This window comes from Acidovorax sp. 62 (genome assembly GCF_002754495.1).
Taxonomy (GTDB): Bacteria; Pseudomonadota; Gammaproteobacteria; order Burkholderiales; family Burkholderiaceae_C; genus Acidovorax.
Genome location: NZ_PEFJ01000001.1, coordinates 1882162 through 1900987, shown reverse-complemented (window position 1 = coordinate 1900987; position 18826 = coordinate 1882162). Strand labels below are relative to the sequence as shown.

Annotated in this window: 16 protein-coding genes and 1 tRNA gene; 16 read left to right on the top strand and 1 reads right to left on the bottom strand. The window is 63.0% G+C overall.

The features are described 5' to 3' along the window. Positions 1-218: 218 nt before the first annotated feature. The 5 genes from tolB (at position 219) to CLU86_RS08460 (ending at position 3854) form a co-directional block, all read left to right on the top strand. Positions 219-1538, top strand: a complete 1320-nt coding sequence (gene tolB, locus CLU86_RS08480) for a Tol-Pal system beta propeller repeat protein TolB (protein ID WP_099741309.1) — start codon at positions 219-221, stop codon at positions 1536-1538. A 44-nt stretch (positions 1539-1582) separates the two neighbouring features. Beyond that, positions 1583-2119, top strand: coding sequence for a peptidoglycan-associated lipoprotein Pal (pal, locus tag CLU86_RS08475; RefSeq protein ID WP_099741308.1), 537 nt, complete (start codon positions 1583-1585; stop codon positions 2117-2119). Beyond that, complete coding sequence (gene ybgF, locus CLU86_RS08470; RefSeq protein WP_099741307.1) at positions 2119-2901, top strand: tol-pal system protein YbgF; 783 nt, start codon at positions 2119-2121, stop codon at positions 2899-2901. Before pal ends, ybgF begins: the two co-directional genes overlap by 1 nt. A 19-nt stretch (positions 2902-2920) precedes the next feature. Continuing rightward, a complete protein-coding gene (locus CLU86_RS08465; protein ID WP_233195235.1) occupies positions 2921-3730 on the top strand; it encodes a ThiF family adenylyltransferase in 810 nt (269 codons plus the stop codon). 48 nt (positions 3731-3778) lie between these two features. Further along, positions 3779-3854, top strand: a tRNA-Lys gene (locus CLU86_RS08460). 143 nt (positions 3855-3997) lie between these two features. Here the strand turns inward: CLU86_RS08460 and CLU86_RS22610 are convergent. Beyond that, positions 3998-4195 (bottom strand): hypothetical protein, encoded by a 198-nt coding sequence (locus CLU86_RS22610; RefSeq protein WP_143225950.1) that lies wholly within the window; start codon positions 4193-4195, stop codon positions 3998-4000. 324 nt (positions 4196-4519) lie between these two features. On the opposite strand from CLU86_RS22610, the gene CLU86_RS08455 reads away from it, so the two are divergent. The 11 genes from CLU86_RS08455 (at position 4520) to rbbA (ending at position 18826) form a co-directional block, all read left to right on the top strand. Continuing rightward, positions 4520-5233: a YebC/PmpR family DNA-binding transcriptional regulator gene (locus CLU86_RS08455; RefSeq protein WP_099655662.1), complete on the top strand. Its 714-nt coding sequence runs from the start codon at positions 4520-4522 to the stop codon at positions 5231-5233. 151 nt (positions 5234-5384) lie between these two features. Further along, positions 5385-5666 (top strand): DnaJ domain-containing protein, encoded by a 282-nt coding sequence (locus tag CLU86_RS08450; protein WP_099741305.1) that lies wholly within the window; start codon positions 5385-5387, stop codon positions 5664-5666. Continuing rightward, positions 5663-6238 (top strand): hypothetical protein, encoded by a 576-nt coding sequence (locus CLU86_RS08445; protein ID WP_099741304.1) that lies wholly within the window; start codon positions 5663-5665, stop codon positions 6236-6238. Before CLU86_RS08450 ends, CLU86_RS08445 begins: the two co-directional genes overlap by 4 nt. Before the next feature lie 32 nt (positions 6239-6270). Further along, complete coding sequence (locus CLU86_RS08440; RefSeq protein ID WP_099741303.1) at positions 6271-7023, top strand: hypothetical protein; 753 nt, start codon at positions 6271-6273, stop codon at positions 7021-7023. A gap of 169 nt (positions 7024-7192) precedes the next feature. After that, positions 7193-8485 (top strand): hypothetical protein, encoded by a 1293-nt coding sequence (locus tag CLU86_RS08435; protein WP_099658665.1) that lies wholly within the window; start codon positions 7193-7195, stop codon positions 8483-8485. A 302-nt stretch (positions 8486-8787) separates the two neighbouring features. Then, positions 8788-11157 carry a bifunctional diguanylate cyclase/phosphodiesterase gene (locus CLU86_RS08430; RefSeq protein ID WP_143226688.1) on the top strand — a complete coding sequence of 790 codons (2370 nt, stop codon included), beginning with the start codon at positions 8788-8790 and terminating at the stop codon, positions 11155-11157. Between the two features lie 206 nt (positions 11158-11363). Further along, positions 11364-12542, top strand: coding sequence for a GGDEF domain-containing protein (locus tag CLU86_RS08425; RefSeq protein WP_099741301.1), 1179 nt, complete (start codon positions 11364-11366; stop codon positions 12540-12542). 164 nt (positions 12543-12706) lie between these two features. Next, on the top strand, positions 12707-13315 hold the full coding sequence (locus CLU86_RS08420; protein WP_099741300.1) for a DUF1569 domain-containing protein: 609 nt from the start codon (positions 12707-12709) through the stop codon (positions 13313-13315). Positions 13316-13713: 398 nt separating this feature from the next. Further along, complete coding sequence (locus tag CLU86_RS08415) at positions 13714-14670, top strand: transposase (RefSeq protein WP_099740934.1); 957 nt, start codon at positions 13714-13716, stop codon at positions 14668-14670. Between the two features lie 305 nt (positions 14671-14975). Next, on the top strand, positions 14976-16073 hold the full coding sequence (locus tag CLU86_RS08410) for an HlyD family secretion protein (protein WP_099741299.1): 1098 nt from the start codon (positions 14976-14978) through the stop codon (positions 16071-16073). Then, positions 16010-18826 carry a ribosome-associated ATPase/putative transporter RbbA gene (rbbA, locus tag CLU86_RS08405; protein ID WP_099741298.1) on the top strand — a complete coding sequence of 939 codons (2817 nt, stop codon included), beginning with the start codon at positions 16010-16012 and terminating at the stop codon, positions 18824-18826. The genes CLU86_RS08410 and rbbA overlap by 64 nt, the downstream gene beginning before the upstream one ends.

Below are 18826 nucleotides of genomic sequence, written 5' to 3'. Positions count from 1 at the left end.
GCGCGGCTGCAAACGGCGCGCGTCCGCAGTGCCAAAATTGCAGCCTTTGGAAAATGCGCTTGTGTTGAAGAACCATGCTCCATCACAGGTTTGTCGCCCGTAAAAGTGTCTTCACCCCACAAGGGCTGCACAGTTTGTCACAGGGGGGCGTCGCCTGTGTGTAACATTCGGGCCTGTCTTACGCCATGCGGCGATTGTTCGGCTACTGCTGGATGCCAATGACCATCGAACAAAATTCACTCCAAACTTTCCTTGCGGCTGTGCCGCATCCCCATCGCCGCCATCTGCTGGCGGCTGCTGCAGCCACGTCGGCAATGCCCGCCTTGGCGCAGTTTCGCGTCGAAGTCGTTGGCGTGGGGTTGAACCAGCTGCCCATTGCCATTGCACCGTTTCGTGGTGATGCGCAATCTCCCCAAAAAATCGCAGCCATCGTGCAGGCGGACTTGGAGCGCAGCGGGCAGTTCCGGTCCGTCGATGCCTCGGGTGCCGCATTGGACGAGTCTTCTCGCCCGGATGTCGCCCTGTGGCGGCAAAAGAGTGCGGACTCCTTGGCGACGGGCAGTGTCACCCGCATGGCCGATGGGCGCTACGATGTTCGTTTTCGCCTGTGGGATGTTGTGGGTGGGCAAGACCTGGGCGGTCAGAGCTTTGTGGTGACTCAGGGCGATTTGCGTCTGGTCGCCCACCGCATTGCAGATTTCATTTACGAAAAACTCACGCGCGAGCGCGGGGTGTTTTCTACCCGCATCACCTACGTGACCAAAACAGGCCCACGCTACAGCCTGTGGGTGGCCGACGCAGACGGTGAAAACGCCCAGTCTGCTTTGTCCAGCCCCGAACCCATTATTTCACCCGCATGGTCCCCGAGCGGCGGGCAGATCGCCTATGTATCGTTCGAGTCGCGCAAGCCTGTGGTCTACGTCCACGACGTAGCATCGGGCCGACGCCGTTTGATTGCGAATTTCCGTGGCTCCAACAGCGCGCCCGCCTGGGCGCCGGACGGTCGCACGCTGGCTGTCACGCTCAGCCGTGACGGCGGCTCGCAGCTCTACACCATTGATGCCAATGGTGGTGAGCCACGGCGCCTGATGCAAAGTTCTGGCATCGATACCGAGCCGGTTTTCTCGGGTGACGGGCGCAGCATTTACTTTGTTAGCGACCGTGGCGGTGCCCCGCAGATTTACCGTGTGCCCGTGGGCGGTGGCAATGCAGAGCGGGTCACGTTCTCTGGCACCTACAACATTTCGCCCAGCATCAGCCCCGATGGGAAATGGCTGGCCTATATCTCGCGGGTGGGCGGTGCGTTCAAGCTGCACGTCATGGATTTGGCAACGGGTACGGCCAATGCCATCACCGACACCACGGCGGATGAAAACCCCAGCTTCGCCCCCAACAGTCGCTTGCTGGTCTACGCAACCCAGCAACAGGGCCGCGAGGCGCTGATGACCACCACGTTGGATGGGAAAATCAAGGCTCGCTTGGCCGGACAAGCGGGAGACATCCGTGAGCCCGATTGGGGCGCGTTTCAAAAACAATGAATTTTTGAGTTTTCTTAGCAATCTGTATTTTTGGAGATTTTTGGATGATCAAACAAGCAACCCTGGCACTTTCCCTCGTCGCATTGATGGCCGCTGGCTGCAGCTCTGGCGTCAAGCTTGACGATGTGCCTGTGGAAGACAAAACAGCCTCGTCCACGACTGGCAACGGTGCCAACTCGGGTGGCACCAGCCAAAGCGGCGTGGCCGGTGTGGATCTGAACCAATCGGCCCGCGATGGCGCTGGCCCCGTGGGTGTGAGCCGCATTGTGTATTTTGACTACGACAGCTATGTCATCAAGCCAGAGTTCCAGGCTGTGATCGAAGCGCATGCCCGTTTCATCAAGGCTGGCGGTAACCGCAAGCTGATGGTGGAAGGCCACACCGATGAGCGCGGTGGCCGTGAATACAACCTGGCCCTGGGCCAAAAGCGTGCGGAGGCTGTGCGCCGCGCACTGGCCTTGCTGGGCGTGCAAGACGCTCAAGTGGAAGCTGTGAGCTTTGGCAAGGAAAAGCCTGCGGCCCAAGGTGGTACCGAAGAAGTCCACGCCAAGAATCGCCGCGCTGAACTGTCGTACCGCTGATGCAATCGCCACTGATCGTTAAGCCGGTCAAGACCCTGCTGGCAGCCTTGCTGGCAGGGCTTTTTGCCACGGCCAGCCAGGCCGCCATTTTTGAAGATGGCGAAGCACGCAGGGCTATTTTGGAGCTGCGCCAGCGCGTGGATTCCATGCAAGCGACCCAGCAACGATCGGCCGAGGAGTTGCGCCAGGACAGCGAACAGCTTCGCCGCAACCTTCTTGATCTGCAAAACCAGATCGAGTTGCTGCGCTCCGAGCAAGCCAAATTGCGTGGGCAGAATGAGCAGCTTTTGCGCGACGTGGCAGACCTGCAGCGCCGCCAAAAAGACATTGCCCAGGGGGTGGATGAACGCCTGAGCAAGTTCGAACCCGCGAAGGTTACTCTGGATGGCCAGGAGTTCCAGGCCGATCCTGGTGAAAAGCGGGATTTTGAAGCCGCACTGGCGGTCTTCCGCTCTGGCAAGTTCGCAGAAGCCAGCACCGCCTTTGCGTCGTTCGTGCGCCAGAACCCGCGCAGCGGCTATGTGCCTTCGTCGCGTTTTTGGCTGGGCAATGCCCAGTATGCGCAGCGTGATTACAAGGAAGCCATTGGCAACTTCAAGCAGTTGTTGACGGATGCTCCAACCCATGCCCGTGCCCCTGAAGCTGCGCTGTCGATTGCCAACTGCCAGTTGGAGTTGAAGGACAACCGGGCTTCCCGTAAGACGCTGGAAGACTTGGTTCGCGCGTACCCCCAGTCTGAGGCGGCCGCAGCGGCGAAAGAGCGACTTGCCCGGCTCAAGTGATCCCTTGGCGCCCGTTGACCTGAGTGTCTCTGGCGCCGTGTCTGGCTCAGTGGCCCCTGACGAGGTCACTCAGCGCCGGTTTGGCGGACTGGAGCGGCTCTACGGCGTAGCGGGTGCGCAGCGTATTCGCGGCGCGCATGTGGTCGTGGTCGGTGTGGGTGGTGTGGGCTCCTGGGCTGCTGAGGCCTTGGCTCGCAGCGGTGTAGGGCACCTGACACTCATCGACATGGACCATGTCGCCGAGTCCAACATCAATCGCCAGATCCATGCGCTCTCGGGCACCGTGGGCCAGGCCAAGGTGCTGGCGATGCGCGACCGCATTGTCCAGATCAACCCCATTTGCAGGGTGGATTGCATCGACGACTTTGTGGATGCCGACAACTGGCCGGGTTTGCTGGCGGGCGTTGCTGTGGATGCTGTGATCGACGCGTGCGATCAGGTGAAGGCAAAGACTGCCATGGCGGCCTGGGCGCTTTCGGGCAAACATCGCCTGATTTCGGTGGGGGCGGCAGGGGGGAAACGCCTGGCCCACAAAGTGGACATCGACGATCTGTCTGCTACGACCCACGACCCCTTGCTGGCGCAGCTGCGCTACCGCTTGCGCAAGCACCATCGGGCTGCGCGCGATGGGAAAAAAATGGGCGTGGTGTGCGTCTTCAGCCGCGAAGCGGTTGCTCCACCCGATGCGTCTTGCATGCTGGCTGGCGAAGGGGATGGCTCGCTCAACTGCCATGGCTATGGCTCGGTGGTTGCGGTGACGGCCACCTTTGGTCAGTGTGCAGCCGGATGGGTGATAGACAAAATAGCAGAGACTTCTTTGAAGTCCTGAAATTCAAGTTATAATTTGAGTCTTTACAGAAATGTAAAAGCTCCGGTTGGGACGTTAGCTCAGTTGGTAGAGCAGCGGACTTTTAATCCGTTGGTCACTGGTTCGAATCCAGTACGTCCTACCACCCAATTCGGCATTTGCCGCAAAACCCGCTCTTGAAAAAGTAGCGGGTTTTTGTTTTTGGTCGATGGGTTGCAGGGTGCTGTGGTGCCCCCTGGAAAGGGGGCTAGGGCGAACCTTCCGCCAAAGCAGGTTGGCCCTGGGTATTTATCGTTGTGTGCCAGCCTTGTTGGTGTGTGGCTTTGCGGTCCTTCGGTGGCTGCTGGGCTTGGCCTTGTTGCGATGGGTGGGCTTGGCGTGAGCGCTTTTCTGCACAGAATGTCCTTTCGTGCTGTGGTTGACGCTCTTGGCCATGATGACCGGTGACATTGCGAGCGCGAGCGCGAGGACAAGGATTTTTTTCATGTTGTGATTACTCCTGGTTGCCGAAATTGGCGCAGCGATGTTGCGTGAAGTCGGGCCGCTTTGCAACTGATAGCAGAGTAATTCATCGGTTTGTCGTTTGTATGTTCCATGCCTGCATGACGGCACTGAGGACTGACGTGGAACAAGTGAGGTCGTAAACAGGTTCTAAGACCTGCTGGATGGGGCTGCACTCGGTGGTGGTGCGCTCGCATCAAGGAAAATACAGCAATGCGTGTAGGCTGGGCTTGCAAGAGCGGCCCTGCGCACCGATCTATCAACCAACCAGCGCCATCGCGCGCTACAACACCTAGAAAGAGAACCGCCATGGGCGCACAGTGGAAAGCAAAAGGCAAGGCCCTTGTGGCCGACGCCAAAGGGAAGCTGTTTGGCAAGCTGGTCAAGGAAATCACCGTGGCTGCCCGTGGTGGCGCCGACCCCGCCAGCAATTCCCGTCTGCGTTTGGTGGTCGAGCAGGCTCGCAAGGCGTCCATGCCCAAAGACACTCTGGAGCGCGCCATCAAGAAGGGCTCTGGCACAGGTGCTGATGCGGTCAACTACGAGCGCGTCATTTATGAAGGTTTTGCGCCCCATCAGGTTGCCGTGATGGTTGAATGCCTGACGGACAATGTGAACCGGACGGCTCCTGAAATGCGGGTGTTGTTCCGCAAGGGGCAATTGGGCACTTCTGGCTCGGTGGCGTGGGATTTCAACCACGTGGGCATGATTGAAGCGGAACCCGCCAAGCCTGACGCAGACCCTGAACTGGCTGCCATTGAGGCGGGCGCCCAGGACTTTGAAGCCGGGGACGAAGAGGGCACCACTACGTTCTGGACAGACCCAACGGACCTGGACTTGGTCAGCCGTGCACTGCCCGCGCAAGGCTTTACCGTGTTGTCTGCCAAGCTGGGCTACAAGCCCAAGAATCCTGTCAATCCCGCCAACCTGACGGCCGAGCAGCTGGAAGAAGTGGAGAATTTCTTGGCTGCGATTGATGGCAACGACGATGTGCAAAATGTTTTTGTGAGCTTGGCTGGGTGAGCGTTTGCGCTGGCATGAACTGCCTTCGTCTTGTATGGCGGCCACCAGCGCTGGCGCATTGCCGCCGTTGGGCTCTGGCTGATGCCTGCGCCCATGCATGCATGGATGCACTGCCATCAGTGCCCGTGCTGTTCAACTGGATAGACACCCGATGACCGACTATTACGCAGCCTTGGGGCTAGCGGCCAACGCCTCGCTGGCCGATATCAAAAAGGCTTTTCGGCAAAAGGCTTCGTTCTATCACCCCGACAAGAACGATGCCCCTGATGCAGCCCAGCGCTTTGCCGCCGTGCAAAAAGCCTATGAGGTGCTGTCCGACGACGAGGCGCGCCAAGCCTATGACGACAACCGTCGCCGCAACCTGCTGGACGATCCGCTGCAGACCGCCCAGGAAATCTGGCAAACCTACACCCACAACATCCTTGCCCCGTGAAAATCTCTCCTTACTTCCATGACCTGCGATCTGCTTACCAAGCCGAGATCGACGACCTGACCGAAGACTCCGAAGGCAAAGACGTTCTGCGCAAGCGGCTGGCCCAAAAACGGTCTGAAATCGGCTTTTTGGTGAAGATGATGGAACTCGCCCCTGAGATGGTGGCGGTGGTGTTTCACCAGGGCTTTCGGTTTGGCCGAGCCAGTGCGTTGGAGCAGGTGCTGGCCTGTGGTCAGGACGATCTGCCGCAGTGGTCCGCGCTGGACAGCGTTGTCACCCTGGAGCCCTGGGCGGTCGCCCTGGCCAAAACCGTGCTGAGTGAGCCGGGTGGAGAGCGCTTCATGGTGGTGGCTGCGGGGCTGGAGTATTTGTTGCAGCACGCGCGCTTTGCCGCCGCAGCACAGGGCGACGATGAGGGCCAGGCCGATGAGGACGATGCCGATGCTGCGGAGCACGACGATGGCTACGACGCGCTGAGCGCGGACGATGCGGCCGACCCGCACAACAGCCGCAGCCGCGAAGAAGCCAGCTCCAACTGGCTGGCCGATGTGGGCTTTGAGCGCAAAGACTGAACTGCACACCAACCATCCACGTACCGATTTTTATGAGCAACCACCTGGCCCTTATCACCAAGACCACCAGCCTTATTGCAGCCGGCGATATCGTGGGTGCCGAGTCGGCACTGGCTGAGTTGGCAGACACCGATGGCGACAACGCCCTGATGGTTGTGCTGGACCAACTGGCGCCCAAAGATATTCTGGCGGTGATGCGCGAGTACGACGACTCTAAGGCGTCTGTGGTCAATATGTTGGTCACGCCCGAGCAATTTGCCCGGGCCATGGTGCTGGAGAAACAGTACAAGGACCTGACCCACACGCACCTGCGTAGCATGGTCAACGCGGTGGTGTTCCGCGACGATGCCGACCCTATCGAATTCTTGACGGCCATTGGCGACCTGGACGGTGGCGCCGAAGCCCTGGCCAACTACTTTGCGGAAAAGTGGAGTCGCGTGGAGTCCTTTGCGCGCGCTGGCACCTTCGATGCCACCGAAGACTATGGACTGACGCTGAGCGACGATGAGCTGCTGGCCTCAGGCTATGTGCAACCGCGCGTGGACTTGGACGAAGTGGCCGACCGCGACTGGATGCAGATGGCTTGGCTGCTGCGCTATGAGTGCCGGGATCTGTTCATTGAAACCTTGCTGGTGCTGCGGGCCAAGGCCAGGGCTTTTGATTTGGGCTTGGACGAGACCGATGAGCCTGCTGAGGAAGACGACGGCAAGTTTGAAACCAGCGAAACAGACCGGGGCAAGGCCACGCCTGCCGCCCGGGTGTCAGACGAAGAGTCTGCCATTTAAAGACTGCCAGCCCCTGAGGCCTTTTGCGCCTTTCTCCTTCCTTGGAGCGGCTGAGCCACTGCTGAGGGGACTCGCCAGTGCGGCCGGGCTGTCCCTGCGCGGCGGGGCCTGGTGGGGGCTGCGCTAGCTGCATGGCCCGTGAACAATACATAGCGCGATGGATACCAACATGACCCTGCCTGATACGCCTTCCTCCGATGTCCATCCGGTGGGAGCCGCTCACGCCCTGCAGCTGCACGATGCCCGTCCGTTCTTTGACAAGGTACTGGCCCATGGCGTGCAGCACGGCATCATTGATGCGCAGCGGCTGGCTGCCATCCACACCGACGCGCCCAAAGGCATTGTGCAGATTGCCCGGTACTTTGGCAGCGAGTTCCTGCGCCCCGAGCTGGAGAAGGCCCGTGACCGCATGGTCAACCTCATCAGCTTGTACCTGCTGGATACGACGGGGGGAGATTTGACCAAAGCAGCCGTCTCGCTGCGCGACAACTCCTTGCTGTCGCGCTCCAAAGGCGGCTCGGACATGCTCAAGCGCCTGATTGCCATGCCCGAGAGCAGCAACTTCGGCATGGCGGGCTACGACGATGCGCAAACGCCGCTGTTGGCCGTGTGGTCGCTGCGCAGCCATGCCGAATACCAAGCAGAACTGGCCCGGCGCAGCCACATCGGCCAAGCCATCGCTGCGGCCCAATGGCTGGCTGAGCAGTACGACCTGGACGTGGACGAGCTGGAGGCGGCGGGGGCAGATGCCGAGGCGGTGATTCGCACCGGGTTGCTGATGCAAGCACTGGCCCCGCAGGCCATGGCGATGGGCGAATGGCCCCACACGGTGGCATTTGAAAAACTGGTGACCACGCTGCGCAAAAAGAAGCAACCTGTGCCTGCCGTATTGCGCCTGCCCACGGGCCTGCCTGCGGCCTTGCGCGATGCTGTGCAGGCGCAATGCCAAGCCGTGCTGGCCGATATGCGCAAGCTGCTGGATGCTGCGGTGCCATTGCGGACCCTGTTGCGGCCCACTGGCGTGTTCCGGGCCCGGTACTTTTTGCTGGACGACCCCTTGGCCGAGGTGGACAGCTACCACCGCAGCCTCGATGCGCTGCAAGAGGGGGATGAGCCTCCTTTGCCCGCCAGCAAGCTGTGGCTCAAAACCACCCAGGGCAACGAAGACGAACACTCCTTGCTCACGCTGTTCGCGTGCCTGGCTGCAGGGGCCCCGAAAAAGACCCTGTTGACTGAAAAAACGGCCACCAGCCTGGTGCGCAAAATCCGCAAGAGCGGCTGGCAGCCGGAGCTGACGGCCCAGTTCATTCGCGACAACGCCCCTGGCGTGTACCAGAACGATTACCTGGCGCTGTGGGCCGGCTTTGTCCAAGACGCGGCCAAGACCCTTACCAGCGACATGGACTACCAGATGCACGACGCGCTGGCGCTGCTGCGGCGCGAGTGCAGTGTGGTTGGCTGACAAGTCAATCGCCATGGCGTCTGCGTGTGGCCTGACGTCGGCCATGCGATGTGCGCCTGCGAAGCTGGTGTTGTCGTCGCGGCCCAAAAGGTGGAGCCTCGAAGGGGGCTTGGCTAAAGCCCTTTGCGCGCTTCTTTTGCAATTTGTAAGATAAAACTTACCAAATTCCGATTTGCCATAGAGAATCGCCCAAAGCGCTCTTTGCACGACGCCTGCTGGGCAGCAACGGTCCAGCCTTTGGCGATGTGAACAGCGGCGCTGCCAACGGGGCCAACCCAAGGCCCTCCGCAGGGAGGCGTTCCGTGATCGATTGGATGCTGGACAAGGTGTCACCGTTTCGAAGCGTGCGTGCGCGCTTCTCTACGGTCATGGGCGGCTCTGGCATCGTTTTGGGGTTGGCCTTGACCTTGTTCATCGAATGGCACCTGGAGGCCGGTTTGCAGGCCTCGGCACGCGACTCCTTGAATGCCTTTGCCGATGAGATTGCGCACAAGCTCACCGAAGACCTCTCCAACCGCCAGCGCGAAGTGGTGTTGATGGCGGATCTGATCGGGCGCAACAACATCGTCCACCCCGAGTCCACCCAAGACGTCATCGAAGGACTCAAACACCGGCAGGCCGCCTACGCCTGGATTGGTTTGACCGACCAGGCCGGGGTGGTGCTGGCGGCCTCCGGCGGGTTTCTCAAGGGCCTCAATGTGTCTGCCAGGCCCTGGTTTGCGGGCGGTATGCAAGGCGACTTTGTCGCAGACCCGCACGATGCCGTGCTGCTGGCCAAGTACATGAAGCCACGGCCAGACGGCGAGCCGCCACGGTTTTTGGACGTGGCGGCTCCCATCAAAGACAGTGCTGGCCGCACACAAGGTGTGCTGGCCGCCCACTTGCACTGGGACTGGGTGAACGACGTAGTGGCCGACACCCTGGCCAAGCGCCGCAAAAGCACCCCGTTGGAGGTGTTCATTGCCAACCGCAAGGGAGAATGGCTGCTGAGCGCGCCGTCGGGCAGCAGGCCGCACCCGGCCAACCTCCAGGCGGTCGGTGCTGACGAGGACTATTTGGTGGCCACCCAAAAGGTCGTGACCAAGGTGCCTGCCGACGGCTTGGGCTGGACCGTGGTGGTGCGGGAAGACTTGCGCCATGCCTTTGCCCCGATTGATGAAGTGCGCCGCCTCATGCTGGCCTTTACTGCGCTGGTGGCGGCGTTGTTTGCCTGGGCCTCCTGGCTGATTGCCGGGCGGGTGGTGCGGCCCATCGTGCAGCTGGCCGACGCCGCCAAGAGCCACGCGGGGGATCTGTCGGTGGGGGCCATTAAAACCCCTGGACGGGTGCGTGACGAGACCGGGGTGCTGGGCCAGGCCATGGACCGGCTGGCCCACAACGACCGGCTGACTGGCCTGTTCAACCGCAGCGAAGTGCTCAGCCGCTTGCACCACGCCATCCAGCGAACCACTGCGCAGCACCGTTATGGCGCTTTGCTGTTGGTCAATCTGGACAACGTCAGCGTGCTCAATAACACCCGGGGGCACGATGCGGGCGACCAACTGCTGATTGCCACGGCCAAACGGTTGCAGCAACTCGAAGACTCTGGGGCTTTGGTCGCCCGGCTGGGCGGAGATGAATTCCTGGTGCTGCTGGAGAACCTGGGCCATGACCGCGTCCAGGTGCTGGAGCAGGCGATGGCGTTTGCAGCACGCACCCTGGCGCAGTTTCGCGCCCCGTTTGCGCTGGAGGCCGGGGCTTACCAAGGGCAGGCATCAATCGGTGCGGCGCTGGTGGGAGACGAGCTCATCACGGCAGACGACGTGCTCAAGCGCACCGAGCTGGCCATGCTCGAAGCCAAGAGGCAGGGCAAAAACCAGGCGGTGGTGTTTGACCAGCGCATGCAGGACGAGTTGTTTGCACGCGTGCAGTTTGAAGACGCTTTGCGCAGCGCCATTCCATCGCAATTGCTGGTGCACTACCAGCCCCAGATCGATCAGCACAAGGGCTTGCTCGGGGCGGAGGTTCTGGTGCGTTGGCGCCACCCCGAGCAAGGGGTGATATCGCCAGCGCGCTTTATCCCGCTGGCCGAGGAAACCGGCTTGATCGTGCCCATTGGTCAATGGGTGCTGGAAGCGGCCTGCAGGCAATTGCACCAATGGGCTGCAGACCCTGCCACTGACGCTTTGGTGCTGGCGGTGAACGTCAGCGTCAAGGAGTTTCGCGACCCCGGCTATGCAGACGGCGTGCTGCGCATCCTGCAGCAGACACAGGCCAACCCGCACCGGCTGAAGCTGGAGTTGACCGAGAGCGTCCTGGCCGAAGACGTAGATGCCGTGGTTTGCAAGATGCAGGTGCTCAAGGCCGTGGGCATCAGCTTTTCGCTGGACGACTTTGGCACGGGGTTTTCTTCCCTGAGCTACCTCAAACGCCTGCCGCTAGACCAGCTCAAGATCGACCAGTCCTTTGTGCGCGACGTGACCACCCATGCCAGCGACGCCTCCATTGTGCGGGCCGTCATTGCATTGGGGCAGGGGCTGGGGCTGAACGTGATTGCCGAAGGCGTTGAAACGGTTGCGCAGCAACGCCTGCTGCGGGCCTACGGTTGCGACAGCTACCAGGGGTATCTGTTTGGCCGCCCTGCGACCATAGAAGAGTTCGAGGCGGCCATGGGGCAAGTTTGGCCGCTTTGAACCTGTGGCGCGGCGCAAGTCCGCTGGGCGCCTGTACTGCGTTCCCTGGCAAATACCTTGCATCGAAGTCATCGAGCGCTCTATCGCAGCCCCCTTGGGTTAACATTTGATACATATTCCTGTTCTGAGGCTCTGGTTCGCACGACGCAGTGGTGCGGCGCAGGGCTGAAACGCTCGCCCGTAGGCTGCCCTTTTTCCTTCATTCTGTGCACAGCCCCACGATCATCGTTCTGGCCGCCATCCTTGCGGCACTGGTCACCACGGTGCTGTATGTCGTCTGGTACTTCAACAAAAGCATCCCCGGCTTGCGGTGGTGGACGCTGTCGTTCCTGTGCGCTTCGGTGTTTTGCACCCACTTGCTGGTGCGTGAGCGCCTGCCGGAAGTGGCGTCGGTGGTGCTCACGCAAACCGTCATCGCCCTGGCCGCCTATTTCTGCTTTCTGGGCAGCCGCCTTTATGTGGGCCGGTCACTGCCGTTCCATGGCTATGCGGTGGCGGCCATTGCTGCGGTGGTTGGGGTGTCGGTTTATTTCACGCTGGAGCACTCACACACTGGTATTCGGTTTGCATTGAGCGGGCTGGTGGCGGGCGTTTATTTCATCGGGACCGCGACCACGCTGGCCCACGGCGGGGTTCGCAAGGTGCCCGCTCGGTACCTGTTTTCGGTGCTGGTGGGGGCGCATGGCTTGTTTGTACTGCTGCGCCCGCTGGCGTTTCGGCTGGCCACGGCCGACTCCAACGGCCTTGGCGTCCCGAACGCCCGGCTGATCGATCAGCTGTCGCAGTACGTGGTGCTGGAATCCACCGTCGCGCTGGTGATGATGGCCTTTGGCATCTTGATGCTGACCAACGAGCACATCACCACCGAACTGCGCCACCTGGCCGAGGTGGACCCGCTGACCAGCGTGTTCAACCGCCGCGCGTTTCTCACCCTGCTGGAAAAAGCCATCAGCCAGGCCGAGCGCACGCGCCAGAGCCTGCCCGTGCTGGTGCTGGACCTGGACCATTTCAAAAAAATCAACGACACCTGGGGCCACGGCGGCGGAGACGACGTGCTGCGCCAGTTTGTGCTGCTTGCCAACCGTTGCCTGCGCAAGGAAGACGTGATGGGGCGGCTGGGGGGCGAGGAGTTCGCGATTTTTCTGCCCAACGCCGATGGCCCTGGCGCCCAAGCGGTGGCAGAGCGCCTGCGCACTTTGGTGCAGGCGCAACCCGTGCAATCTGGCCCGCAGTCCATCGCGCTGACGGTGAGCATTGGCGTGGCGCTGTGCGTGCGTGGCGACTCTGCCGACGCTGTGCTCAAGCGGGCCGACACCGCGATGTACCTTGCCAAACAAAACGGTCGTAACCGGGTGGAAGTGGCCGAGACACCGCTGTTTGTGTAGCCACCTGTTTGGAGCCACCGCTGGCTTGCTGCAGGCCACGGCAGCGCCGTGCAGCGGCCATGCTGTGCTTGTGTCGGCTGCCTGACGCACGGCGTCTCCGCCCCGCAGCATTGGGCCTTGCAGCCCCCGCAGAATGCATTTTTTGCTTCTGCAGACGCCCACGCATGCCCAAGACAACGCTCTCCGCCCGCCAAGGGCAAACTCCCTCGCGGCGGCGCTGGATCAAGCTGGGGGCGTGGGCTGCGGGGGCCACGGCAGCTGCGGGCGTCGCAGGCACAGGCGTGTGGATGTACCAGCCGGGCAACGACCGACAGCTGGTGTTTGCCACCCTCGAGCAGGCCATGCAAGAGGTTGACCGTTTGAGCGCGGCCGGCGCGCGGGCACTGGAGCCCGCCACAGCCTGGAGCTGGTCGCAAACCCTGGAGCACTGCGCGCAGAGCATCGAGTTTTCTCTGCGCGGCTTTCCTGCGCCCAAGGCGGCGCTGTTTCAGCACACGGCAGGCGCTGCGGCCTTTGCGGCGTTTGCAGCACTGGGCCGCATGCGCCACAGCCTGGCCGAGCCCATTCCGGGGGCACCAGCGCTGGCCGCTGCGGTGCCCGATGCGTCGGCCGCCCTGGCCCGGCTGCGCCAGGCGGTGCAAGACTTTGTGGCGCACCCCGGCCCGCTGCAGCCCCACTTTGCTTACGGCCCTCTGGGCCGCACCCAGTACGAGCAGGCCCACGCCATGCACCTGGCCAACCACCTCTCGGCCTTTGATGTGCGCCCTGGGTGACGAGTTTGCTATTAAAAATATAGCTGCTAGCGCTTTTGAGTAGGGCGCTAGAGGCACTTTGCCTGATTGGCTACTTGCCTCAGATACCCCTGCATCCGTTCGGGCTGAGCCCGTCGAAGCCAGGGCTTGCTGCGTGCAAGGCTTCGACAGGCTTGTATGGTTTAGCTCCCATCAACCAACCAGTAAGAAAGGGCGAGGAGCCGGGATGCAGGGACATCGACAGGCATCGGCAGTTGCTTCAGATCCAACTGACCGACCTACTGAGTCATTACCCCATCCCTGCGCCGAGCGTCGATAAGGAACCTGACGAGGGCAAGCTGCGCTTGGCAGCACCGATCGTCAATTCTTGCAAGCTCACGCCGACAGCAGGACACATCCCGGCGCTCGTATTTTGAGCGATGAACCCTCAACAAGCTACTGAGTTTGTCGGCGTGGATGTCGCCAGCGCCCATCTGGACGTGGCCGTGCAGGGCCAAGCCAGCGTGCGCAGGTTTGCCAATACACCCCAGGGCATTGCCCTGCTGCTGCGCACGTTGCGCCCTGCAAGCGTACTGGCGCTGGAGTCCACCGGCCGCTACCACGTGCCGCTTGCGCTGGCAGCGCACGCCGCAGGCCTGCATGTCTATGTCCTCAATCCCCTGGATGCACGCCGCTACGCCCAGTCCGTTGGCCAGCGCGGTAAGACCGATCGGATGGATGCGCTCGTGCTGGCACGCTATATTTGCCGTGAACACGCGCAACTGCGCCAATGGCAGCCACCCACCGCTTGCCAAGCCGCATTGCGCGAACTCCTCGCACACCGGGCAACTCTGGTGCGTCAGCGCAGTGCACTGGCTCAAGCCGGCTGCCACAGCAAGACGCTTGCACGCCTGGACGAGCCGGTGCTGGCAGCTCTGCAGCAAGCCATCGAACATATCGACGAGCAACTCGCCAGCACCGTTCAGGCCGATCCCGCAAGCCAAGAAACGTTCAAATGCATCACGTCTGTGCCCGGCCTAGGCCTGATCTGTGGGTCGCTGCTGGTAATGCTGTTTGGGCGTTTGCAAACACGCAGTGCGGATGCTGTGATCGCATTCACCGGGCTTGACCCGCGCCCCAATGACTCCGGCAAGAAGACGGGGCAAAGGCGCTTGTCCAAGAGGGGCTGGCCGGAGACAAGGCGTTTGATGTACGCAGCGGCCATGTCGGCGGCGCGCACAAAGACCTGGAACGGGTTTTACTGTGCTCAGCGTGACAAAGGCTTGAGCACGACCGCTGCACTTGTCGTGCTTGCCCGTAAGCTCTTGCGTGTGGCTTTCTCACTGTTCAAGCAGCAAGCTCTGTTCGATCCCGCGCTGGTCGCTGGCAGAGCTTGACGGGAACCATAGAACCTCAGCCCGAACGGGTGGGGACGACAAGGCGTCTGAGGCAGGTCGCCAATCAGGCACTTTTTGTATTGAATGCGCTGAGGGCCTGCCCAACGGGCGCTCCCTGGTGTTACCTGGCGCTCCATAGCGTGGTGCAGGGCCCTCGCCGCAAGCGCATGGGTGTGCCCTCCGTGCGCCCGCATCGTTGATGCAGGTCAAGTGATGCTTGCGCTGCGTCCCTGTGCGCCATGGCCTTGGTCTAGCATGTCGGCAAGGCCACGAAGGCGCTTGGGTGGCGCCCACAAGGAAGAACCATGAGCAAGAAGCTGAAGACCTTTGCCGCCATTGCGGTGCTGTTGGCAGGGGTGGGGGGAGGGCTGTTGTACTGGCAGCCATGGAAGACCCAAGGCCCCGGTGAAGGCTTCGTCAGCGGCAACGGCCGCATCGAGGCGACCGAAGTGTCGGTGGCCACCAAACTGGCGGGCCGGGTGCTGGAGATATCGGCCAGCGAGGGCGATTTTGTGACCGCTGGGCAAACCGTGGCCCGCATGCAGATCGACGGCCTGCAAGCCCAGCGCGACGAGGCCGTGGCCCGGCTGCAGCAAGCCCGGCTGGCCGTGAGCAGCGCCCAGGTGCAAGTGGCCCAACGCGACAGCGACTACCAATCTGCCCTGGCCGTGGTGGCCCAGCGTGACAGCGACCTGGACACCGCCAAGCGGCGCCTGCCGCGCTCTGAGCAACTGGCGCGCGACGGGTTCTTTTCGACCCAACTGCTGGACGATGACCGCGCCAAGGTGCGCAGCCTGCAGGCGGCCCTCACGGCCGCCCAGGCCCAGTCCAAGGCCGCGCAGGCGGGCATTGGCGCTGCCCGCACGCAGGTGACCAGTGCCGAGGCCAATGTGCGCGCCCTGGAGGCCACGCTGGCCCGCATTGACGTGGAGCTGGCCGACAGCGACCTGAAGGCTCCGCGCGACGGGCGTGTGCAGTTCCGCGTGGTGCAGCCCGGCGAAGTGGTGGGCGCGGGGGCCCGCGTGCTGCAGCTGGCCGATTTGACCGATGTGTACATGACCTTCTTCTTGCCCGAAACCGTGGCGGGCCGCGTCGCCATGGGCAGCGAGGTGCGCATCGTGCTCGACGCCGCCCCCGGCTTTGTCATCCCGGCCAGCGTGTCGTTTGTGGCCAGCACCGCACAGTTCACCCCCAAGACGGTGGAGACCGCCAGCGAGCGGCAAAAGCTCATGTTCCGTGTGCGGGCGCAAATCCCCAAAGAGCTGCTGCTGCGCCACCGCGAACAGGTCAAGACGGGCCTGCCTGGCGTGGCCTGGTTGCGCATTGACGCCAACGCCCCATGGCCGCAGCAACTGGCTGTCAAAGAAAGCATGCAGACGGCAGCCCCCAAGGCCGCACAGTGACCGCACCCGTCGTCACCCTCGCAGGCGTCGGCCAGCGCTATGGCGCCACGGTGGCGCTGGCGGGCATCGACCTGCAGGTGCCCGCCGCCTGCATGGTGGGGCTGATCGGGCCGGACGGCGTGGGCAAATCCAGCCTGCTGGCCCTGGTGGCTGGGGCGCGTGCCGTGCAGCAAGGACAGGTGATGGTGTTGGGGGGCGACATGGCCGATGGCCGCCACCGCGACGCCGTGTGCCCGCGCATTGCCTACATGCCGCAGGGCCTGGGCAAGAACCTGTACCCCACGCTGTCGGTGGAAGAGAACCTGCAGTTCTTTGGTCGCCTGTTTGGCCACGACACAGCCGAGCGCCGCCGCCGCATTGACGACCTGACCCGCAGCACCGGGTTGCACCCGTTTCTGGCGCGGCCCGCGGGCAAGCTCTCAGGCGGCATGAAGCAAAAGCTGGCCCTGTGCTGCGCCCTCATCCACGACCCGGACCTGCTCATCCTGGACGAGCCCACCACCGGCGTAGACCCGCTGGCCCGCGCCCAGTTCTGGGATCTGATCGCCCGCATCCGCGCAGGCCGCCCCGGCATGAGCGTGCTGGTGGCCACTGCCTACATGGAAGAAGCCCAGCGCTTTGACTGGCTGGTGGCCATGGATGAGGGCCGCATCCTGGCCACAGGTACGCCCGCCGAGCTGATGCAGCGCACCGGCCACGCCAGCCTGGAGGCCGCGTTTGTGGCCCTGCTGCCCGAGGCCAAGCGGCGCGGGCACCAGCCGGTGGTCATCACCCCTTTGCAGGCCGACGCGGCGGCAGAGATCGCCATTGAAGCCCAGGGCCTGACCATGCAGTTTGGCGACTTTGTGGCGGTGGACCATGTGAGCTTTCGCATCCAGCGCGGCGAGATTTTTGGTTTTTTGGGCAGCAATGGCTGTGGCAAGTCCACCACCATGAAGATGCTCACTGGCCTGCTGCCCGCCACCGAAGGGCAGGCCTGGCTGTTTGGTCAGCCGGTGGACCCGAAAGACATGGCCACGCGCCGCCGCGTGGGCTACATGTCGCAGGCGTTCTCGCTGTACAGCGAGCTGTCGGTGGAGCAAAACCTGGTGCTGCACGCCCGGCTGTTCCATGTGCCCGAGGCTGAGGTGCCCCAGCGCGTGCAGACCATGCTGGAGCGTTTTGACCTGCAGGCCGCACGCAGCACGCTGCCCATGCAGCTGCCGCTGGGCATGCGCCAGCGCCTGTCGCTGGCCGTGGCCATGGTGCACCAGCCCGAGCTGCTGATCCTGGACGAGCCCACCTCGGGCGTGGACCCGATTGCGCGCGACAACTTCTGGCGGCTGATGGTGGAGCTGGCACGGCGCGACAAGGTCACCATCTTCATCTCTACCCACTTCATGAACGAGGCCGAGCGGTGCGACCGCATCTCGCTCATGCACGCGGGCCGGGTGCTCACCAGCGCCGCGCCGGCCGACATCGTGGCCCAGCGCGGCGCCGCCACGCTGGAGGAAGCCTTCATCGGCTACCTGCAAGAGGCCGCAGGCACCCCGGCAGAGCAGGGGGGCGATGCCCTGGCCTCTGCGGCAGCCCCGGCGGTGCCGGTATCGCACGCAGCACCTGCACGCCCCGGCTGGGCCGCACGCCTGCGCCAAAGCCTGGCCCGCATCCACAGCACGCAGTGGCGCGAGTCGCTGGAGCTGCGGCGCGACCCGGTGCGCAGCGCCCTGGCGCTGCTGGGCTCGCTGCTGCTGATGTTTGTGATGGGCTACGGCATCAGCATGGATGTGGAGAGCCTGCGCTTTGCGGTGCTGGACCGCGACCAGTCGGCCACCAGCCGCGCTTATGTGCTCAACCTCTCGGGCTCGCGCTACTTTTTGGAGCGGCCACCGATCGGCGAATACACCGAGCTGGACAAGCGCATGCGCTCGGGCGAGCTGTCACTGGCCATCGAGATACCGCCCGGCTTTGGCCGCGATGTAGAGCGGGGCAAGCCCGTGCAGATTGCGGCCTGGGTGGACGGCGCCATGCCCCAGCGCGCGCAGACCGTGCTGGGCTATGTGCAGGGCATGCACCAGCAGTGGTTGGTCGATGCGGTGCGCAGCCGCACCGGCGTGGCCCCCGTCGGCCTGCTGGAGGTGGAAACCCGCTACCGCTACAACCCCGACGTGCGCAGCCTGCCCGCCATGGTGCCCGCCGTCATCCCGCTGCTGCTGCTCATGCTGCCCGCCATGCTCACGGCACTGGCCGTGGTGCGCGAAAAAGAGATGGGCTCCATCATCAACCTGTACGTCACGCCCACCACGCGCACCGAATTCATGCTGGGCAAGCAGCTGCCCTATGTGGCGCTGGCCATGCTCAACTTTGGGCTCATGGTGTTGGCGGCCGTCACGGTGTTTGGCGTGCCCATCACCGGCAGCCTGGCCACCCTCACGGGGGCGGCGCTGCTGTTCAGCCTGTGCTCCACCGGCATGGGGCTGCTGGCGTCCACCGTCACGCGCAGCCAGATTGCGGCCATGTTCTTTGCCATGGTGGGCACGCTGATCCCGGCTGTGCAGTTTGCAGGGCTCATCAACCCGGTGTCGTCCCTGGTGGGCGTGGCCCGCTGGATTGGCGAGGTCTACCCTGCCAGCCACATGTTCACCATCAGCCGGGGCGTGTTCAGCAAGGCGCTGTCGCTGCACGACCTGCAGCCCGAGTTCTGGGCCCTGGGCATGTCGGCCCCGGTCATCATCGGCGTGGCGATTGCGCTGCTGCGCAAACAAGAAAGCTGA